The following is a 5,589-nucleotide window of genomic DNA, read 5'->3' on the forward strand; positions in this document are numbered from 1 at the left end:
ATACATTCAACACCCACAATAATATTCCCGATATAAGGTTCAAGTATTCTCATTAGCTGGTCGGGAGAAGCTTTAATTTCTCGATGAATACAAATTTCGCCGTCATGATTGATGATGCAGACATATAAAGAACGGGCATGGAGATCTATACCGCAGTAATAAGGGTGGTTCTTCGTATAAAATTGCATATGAGTCTTCTCCGTATTATTGGTTTAGTCGCCTTCCAGCATACTCCTATGGGGCATGTTGTCGGAGAAGGCTCAATAAGTATCAAAGCAATCAAGGTGACCCGTTACACTCGGCGGTTTTGGTATGAAGTTCGGTGCGTTTTGCAAGTTAACGTGGGGCACCTTATTGCAGGCGTTACCCGACTTGGTTGAGTTCTTTTTGTGTACTTAACTCCGCAGTCGCTGTGCGTTGGTCAATTCCAGATAAATCCGTATGCAGTTAGAATCGTTCGTCGGTCATAGCGGCTTCTTATTTTTAAACATCTCAACGACTTACGTGAATGTTCGCTGATAACCGCGTCAACTTCTTTATTTGGTTTTAACCATGGTTCGGCCGTGGCGGTTGATACTCTGTGTACTTACCAGTTCTTAAATTTCTTAGCTATTGCCGCGCCATCATCGAGGATAGCCGCTTTCAATATTGTTGTCGGTGCGCTGGCAGGGAAGTGGTTACATTTTGGTGATTACCGTAAACAGTAATTTTGTGGGCGATGTTCGCGGCTTTAGTTTGGGCTGCGTTGTTATCAATTTTATCGCAAATGTTAGGTGTGGCTTCACTAGGCAAACCATAGTGCTAACATCATCGTTGCCGCTATTTTGTGGGTAAACGCGCAGTAATTTTCGCGGTTATAGTTTTGAATTTGTCGCCTTGAGTTGGATGTTTGTCGCGCCTAATCAGTGCAGTTTTTAATTGCACTCATCATGGCAGGCAAGCTGCTTTAGCCAAGTCGAACGGCCGGGTAACAATGGCATTAATGTGACGCTTAACACTCGGCGGTTTTGGTTTGAAGTGTATTTGGTTTAGTAAGTATTGCGTTGGCGCACCTTATGCCAAGGCGTTAGGCATCAAGGAGTAATGTTTGAAATTTGCGGATATAGATATTGGTGATTTGAATCCAGTTCCTGAAATAGAGTCTGGGGACGAAAGAGAAGTGTTCGCTTTTTACGGTTTAGCGTCATTTAATGCGCAGTGTGCAGAAAAGGCGCTTGTTAACTTTGCTATGGGATACAAGCTAGTTGATGAGTCAGCACTTACGCAAGAGCAGTGGTTAGAGTTATACGATCGACTCAATTCGAACACGTTTGGTCGCCTTTTAGGGCAAGTCAAAAAACAAGTAGATCTGCCGGACACATTACTCGCTCACCTCCATGAAACTTTGCAAAAGCGAAATTGGTTGGCACATGATTTCTTTTATGATTACGCCGTTCATTTAGCCGATGCTGATGGGCGTATTGAAATGATTTCTCAATTACAATCCCTCATAACTATGTTTCAAATCGCCGATCGTGCAATTGAGAAATTAAGTACTCTCGCGTGGCAACAATTTGGTATCGATGAAGCTTGGATACAAAAAGAGATGCAAGCTCAGCAGTCAGAATATCAATTAGCTAAAGATGCCTAACAAATTGCTCAAGCAGACAGCTAACGTGTGGCATTTTTGGTTCGGTCGGGTTTCGTGTTTACGGTGGCTTTGCTTAAGTGTCGTGGTGTTAGCTGCTACTTAGCAAGGCGTTATATGCCATTKTTTCTWACGGTTTAGGTGTCATTGCCGCTGGTTGTTTTGTGGTTTCAATGTGGGTCGCAATGCAGTAAAAATCGTTCCGTGAAATGGTGCGGGTTACCTTAATCTCATRCCAATRTTCATTGGTACAAATAGCCTTGTCTCTCTCAAATTCATGAATCCGCACTGTTGGTTGTTGCGCTGGTTCGTTATGATTTCAGTGTTTACTAAGTTGCTGAAATAACTCTGCTAAGTAAGGTAATCAATTGTTGGTAGCGTGGTGCTCACGGTTACAGCCAACATTGTGAGTTTGGGGTTGTTCACCTGTTGCCTCGGTGGGGCGGGGCGGCCAAGCCGCTTTGGTTTCAGTTTTCCATATAACAAACTGTGCAAGTTGACCCTTAACACGCGGCATTTTTAGTTTGAATTGGTTTTTGTGGTTACGGTGTAACCTTTAGGTTTTGGGGCGGGCAACTTCACAAGGGCGTTAGGTTTGTTGGAGAGTTAATGGAAGTCAAAAGGTTTCATTCTGACCATTTAGTTGCATTGAGGCAGTTATATTTAGAATCGAGAACTGTAACTTTTACTTGGTTAGACACAACCAATTTTGGGTTGTTAGACTTTGACCGAGACACTGATGGTGAACAAATATGGGTAGCAGTTGAGGGCGAAGAAGTCCTAGGTTTCATATCAATCTGGGCTCCTGACTGCTTTATCCATCATCTTTTTGTTAGCCCTCAACAATTACGTAGTGGTGCAGGTTCAAAGCTGTTAAATACCAGCAAGCAGCATTATTCAGAGTTGAGTTTGAAGTGTTTGGTTGCTAATGAAAATGCTATTGGTTTTTACCATTCAAAAGGTTTTGTAATTGATTCTACTGTTGAAGGCGGCTTGGAGAGTTACCACCTAATGAAGTTCAGCGCATCAACCTAACAAACTGTGCAAGTTGACCCTTAATACGCGGCATTTTCAGTCTGAATTGGCTTTTGTGATTACGATGTAATGTTTGGGTTCAGGGGCGGGCAACTTCRCAAGGGCGTTAGCTTTTTCGGTGGTGTAACCACTAAAGTTATACTGTTATAATAACAAAAATACCTTTGTTTTGAGAAAGTTGATAACTATGAGTTTTACATTAGAAGGTAACGATTGCATGCCTCCAATCTCTGGTGGATATTTGCTAATTTATCGTGGTGCTGAAGAGCTAACAGTGGTTAGTGTTCCATCTCCTAATTTTGTAGCAGATAGGTACAGAGATAGTGTCAGTGAAAACTATGACTCATTTGAAGATGATGAAGGTAATGAGTTTAGTATAACTGTCTGGTCTTCGAACGTCGGTGTAGATTGGACCGTAGAAGTTACGACAGAGAATGATATGTTGGAAGAGCAGATTAGAGTGGAGTATCACGCTAATGAGTTCTGAAGAGCAGGCTAACATTTATCTGGCTGCCTTTATCGGTGGCATTGCACAAATAAAAGCACAGGGTAGAGACAGTTTTCACAATCAGCTTTATTTTTCCAATGTAATTAGCTTGATGGAGCAATACCTTTCAAATCTCTTTATCTTTGAAATAACTGACTCTCATCAGTCTTTGCAAAAGTTAGCGAGTCATGACAAGTTTCGAGCTGCTACTGTTACCGTACCTTTTGCCCTTAATAATTCAATAGAAACATACTTGATCCGCTCAATGAAAGCTCTCGTATGGCACCGATTGAATGACGTTGAGATGTATTACAAAAAAGTACTGAATTTTCGGTTTAATATAAGTAGTGAGCTTTTGAAACAATTAGAGCTTCGTCATGACCTTGTTCATAGGAATGGTTATACATTAGATGGTGATAAAGTAGAGATATCTAACAATGACTTAGATAAATGCATCTCTTTAGTTGAACCCTTCATCATCGACATCCATACAAAGTATATCGCAGCGAAAAGCTAACAAGGCAATCAAGGGTGACGCTTTACACTCGGCGGTTTTTGTAAGGAGTTCCGTGTGCTTTGTTAGTTCAGTGGGGCGCACCTTATTGCAGGCGTTATAGCTCAGGAGTAGTATTTAATGAATAATGAACTTTTGCTTGAATATTTCAAGGTTATGCATAGAGACTTGAATAAGCTTGAGTTCAAGTTAGATGGAAAGAACAGGATCTATTTCCCATTACTTTCCTCTGCAATAGAACATTGTATGTCTATTTATTTCTTGAATAAGGAGTATCTAACGTCATCTATGTATGCACTTGTTAGACCTGCAATGGAAAGCTACTTGCGCGCTATGTGGGTAAAATACTGTAAAGATGACATTGAGATGGATGCCGATTTGTCTGCTATGCATTTCCCCAAAAAAGTTGAGTATTTGATCGAGCAGGTTGATAAGAAAGTACCTGAGTYCAATCAGTGTAACTTTCTTCAAACCAGATTAGGTCCATTAGTACCTAACATTCATGACTTTACACATGGTGGTATCCAAAGTATTGCAAGACAATACACAAAAGGGGATATGTTAACCAACCTTCGTAATGAAGCAGAAATTGACTCAATATTAAAGTTAATTGTCCTGATTTCATCGTTAGCATATGACGAAATTATACGAGACCATGTTGGCACTAAACAATTAGAGGCTAAAAAAATCAGTGATTTTGCTGCCAATCTGATTGAGCTATAACAAAGCAATCAAGGTGACCCGTTACACTCGGCGGTTTTGGTATGGAGTTCGGTGCGCTTTGTTGGTTTAGTTTGGGGCACCTTTTTGCAAGCGTTATAAGCACAAGGAGAGTGCATTGGAAAAATTTGCAGTATTGTCTGATATTCATAGCAATGTGTTTGCACTTAGAGCTGTTGTTGATGACGCAAAATCAAAAGGAGCGACAACTTTTATAAACCTTGGAGATATTCTGTATGGTCCAGTAGCCCCAAGGGAAACTTATGATTACTTACTTTCTTTGAATGCTGTAACCATTTCAGGTAATCAAGACCGACAGATTTATGAGGCGACCAAAGCTGAAATAGACTCTAACCCAACAATGCAATTTATTTTAAATGACTTGGGTAGGCCACCATTAGAGTGGATGAAGCAGTTGCCATTTGATTTACAGATAACTCCTGATATTTACGCGTGTCATGGAACACCAAATGATGATCTCGTGTATTTATTAGAAAATATAAGTACTGGTAAGCCCGAGGTTCGTACTGATAGTGAAGTAATAAATTTATTAAATAGCGTTTCTTCGCCAATCGTTCTTTGCGGTCATACTCATACCCCAAGATGTGTTGAGTTATCGACAGGTCAGCTAGTTATTAATCCCGGGAGTGTAGGGCTGCAAGCTTACACTGATGATGAGCCTAATAGTCATTCAATGCAGAATTATTCATCAAAAGCTTCTTATGTAACATTGCAGAAAAAGCCTGACGACAAATGGGACATTGTGTTTCATAAAGTTACTTATGATGTTCAAAGAGCAACCTGTGCCGCTAAAATGCAAGGCAGAGAGGACTGGGTACATTTTCTGTCCACAGGTAGGTGCTTATAACAAGGCAATCAAGGTGATGCGTTACACTCGGCGGTTTTGGTTTAGAGTTCAGTGTGCTTTGTTGGTTAGGTGGGGCACACCTTATCGCAGGCGTTATATGCCAATTTTTCTTATGGTTTAGGTCTCATTGTCGCTGGGTATTTAGTGGCTCAATGTGGGTCGCAATGCAGTGAAAATCGTTCAGTGAAATGGTGCGGTTAACCTAAACCTCATGCCAATATTCATTGGTATAAATAGCCTTATCTCTCTCAAATTCATGAATCCGCACTGTTGGTTTTCGCGCTGGTTCGTTATGATTTTAGTGTTTACTAAGTTGCTGAAATCACGCTGCCAAGTAA

At 40.8% G+C, this 5,589-nt stretch carries 7 protein-coding genes and 1 pseudogene; 7 read left to right on the top strand and 1 reads right to left on the bottom strand.

Features of this window, described 5'->3' with window-relative positions; genetic code table 11:
• A pseudogene (locus L4D78_RS27880) lies at positions 1-188 on the bottom strand (IS110 family transposase); the annotation flags it as partial.
• Between the two features lie 375 nt (positions 189-563).
• Between L4D78_RS27880 and L4D78_RS27885 the strand changes: the two are divergent.
• From L4D78_RS27885 to L4D78_RS27915, 7 genes are all read left to right on the top strand, one after another.
• Positions 564-707 carry a hypothetical protein gene (locus L4D78_RS27885; protein WP_428469938.1) on the top strand — a complete coding sequence of 48 codons (144 nt, stop codon included), beginning with the start codon at positions 564-566 and terminating at the stop codon, positions 705-707.
• Between the two features lie 380 nt (positions 708-1,087).
• The gene (locus L4D78_RS27890) at positions 1,088-1,630 is read left to right on the top strand and encodes a hypothetical protein (RefSeq protein ID WP_428469939.1); all 543 of its coding nucleotides are present in this window, start codon (positions 1,088-1,090) and stop codon (positions 1,628-1,630) included.
• Between the two features lie 606 nt (positions 1,631-2,236).
• Complete coding sequence (locus L4D78_RS27895) at positions 2,237-2,662, top strand: GNAT family N-acetyltransferase (protein WP_428469940.1); 426 nt, start codon at positions 2,237-2,239, stop codon at positions 2,660-2,662.
• 217 nt (positions 2,663-2,879) lie between these two features.
• On the top strand, positions 2,880-3,149 hold the full coding sequence (locus L4D78_RS27900) for a hypothetical protein (RefSeq protein ID WP_428469941.1): 270 nt from the start codon (positions 2,880-2,882) through the stop codon (positions 3,147-3,149).
• Positions 3,139-3,666 (top strand): hypothetical protein, encoded by a 528-nt coding sequence (locus tag L4D78_RS27905; RefSeq protein WP_428469942.1) that lies wholly within the window; start codon positions 3,139-3,141, stop codon positions 3,664-3,666. Before L4D78_RS27900 ends, L4D78_RS27905 begins: the two co-directional genes overlap by 11 nt.
• 117 nt (positions 3,667-3,783) lie before the next feature.
• Positions 3,784-4,386, top strand: coding sequence for a DUF6988 family protein (locus tag L4D78_RS27910; protein WP_428469943.1), 603 nt, complete (start codon positions 3,784-3,786; stop codon positions 4,384-4,386).
• Between the two features lie 115 nt (positions 4,387-4,501).
• On the top strand, positions 4,502-5,251 hold the full coding sequence (locus L4D78_RS27915) for a metallophosphoesterase family protein (protein ID WP_428469944.1): 750 nt from the start codon (positions 4,502-4,504) through the stop codon (positions 5,249-5,251).
• The last annotated feature ends 338 nt before the right edge of the window (positions 5,252-5,589 follow it).

Origin of the sequence: Photobacterium minamisatsumaniensis, assembly GCF_050336695.1 — a bacterium.
GTDB classification, from domain to species: domain Bacteria; phylum Pseudomonadota; class Gammaproteobacteria; order Enterobacterales; family Vibrionaceae; genus Photobacterium; species Photobacterium minamisatsumaniensis.

What these genes read in the sequence shown, in the direction of transcription:
- L4D78_RS27900 (WP_428469941.1), top strand. Translation starts at nt 2,880, where the DNA reads ATGCCTCCAATCTCTGGTGGATATTTGCTAATTTATCGTGGTGCTGAA.
- L4D78_RS27905 (WP_428469942.1), top strand. Translation starts at nt 3,139, where the DNA reads ATGAGTTCTGAAGAGCAGGCTAACATTTATCTGGCTGCCTTTATCGGT.
- L4D78_RS27895 (WP_428469940.1), top strand. Translation starts at nt 2,237, where the DNA reads ATGGAAGTCAAAAGGTTTCATTCTGACCATTTAGTTGCATTGAGGCAG.